Raw genomic sequence first — 1,097 nt, forward strand, 5'->3', positions numbered from 1 at the left:
CCTTTCTGGCGACGGGAGGGCGGGAGGATTTTCACCGTGGACTTGTATCGCAAGGTTCGACTTGCCTGCGCCGAGGGGATGAGCCAGCGCGAGGCGGCGCGTCACTTCGGGATTTCACGCGACAGCGTGCAGAAGATGTTGGCGTATTCGGTTCCGCCGGGCTACCGGCGCAAGGCGCCGATCAAGCGCCCGAAGCTGGATGGTTTCACCGAGATCATCAACGCCTGGCTGGAAGAGGACCGCGGCATGCCGCGCAAACAGCGGCACACCGCCAAGCGGGTGTTCGAGCGGCTCCGGGACGAACACGGCTTCACCGGCGGCTACACGATCGTGAAGGATTACATTCGTGAGGATGACCGGCGCGGTCGCGAGATGTTCGTGCCGCTGGCCCATGCGCCCGGGCATGCCCAGGCCGACTTTGGCGAAGCGATGGTCATCATTGATGGTGTCGAGCAGAAGGCGCATTTCTTCGCCTTCGACCTGCCACATAGCGATGCCTGCTACATCCGGGCCTATCCGGCTGCGACCTCCGAGGCCTGGGTCGACGGGCATGTTCACGCCTTCGGCTTCTTCGGTCGGGTGCCGGTGTCGGTGCTCTACGACAACGACAGGTGCCTGGTGGCACAGATCCTGCCGGATGGCACCCGCAAGCGGGCCAGGCTGTTCAGCGGGTTCCTGTCACATTACCTGCTCCGTGACCGCTATGGCCGCCCCGGCAAGGGCAATGACAAAGGCAGCGTCGAGGGGCTGGTGGGCTATGCCCGGCGCAACTTCATGGTGCCGGTGCCGCGCTTCCCCTCCTGGGAGGCCTTCAACGCCTCGCTGGAAGAACAATGCCGCAAGCGTCAGGGCGATGTTCTGCGCGGCCATACCGAGACGATCGGCACGCGCCTTGACCGGGATCTCGAGGTGATGTCGGCGCTGCCGCCAGCCTCTTTCGATGCCTGCGATCAGGCGAGCGGGCGGGTCACCTCGCAGGCGCTGGTGCGTTACAAGACCAACGACTATTCCGTGCCGGTCGCCTACGGCCACCGCGATGTCTGGCTGCGCGGCTATGTCGACGAGGTGGCGATCGGCTGCGGCGGCGATCTCATCGC

The 1,097-nt window shown here is 65.1% G+C and carries 1 protein-coding gene; it reads left to right on the forward strand.

Annotation, left to right across the window (positions count from 1 at the left end; genetic code table 11):
* Positions 1–78: 78 nt before the first annotated feature.
* On the forward strand, positions 79–1,097 hold a 1,019-nt coding region (istA, locus tag BMI89_RS20500), incomplete at its 3' end, for an IS21 family transposase (RefSeq protein ID WP_246832096.1).

Origin of the sequence: Thioclava sp. F36-7 (genome assembly GCF_002020075.1) — a bacterium.
Lineage (GTDB): Bacteria > Pseudomonadota > Alphaproteobacteria > Rhodobacterales > Rhodobacteraceae > Thioclava > Thioclava sediminum.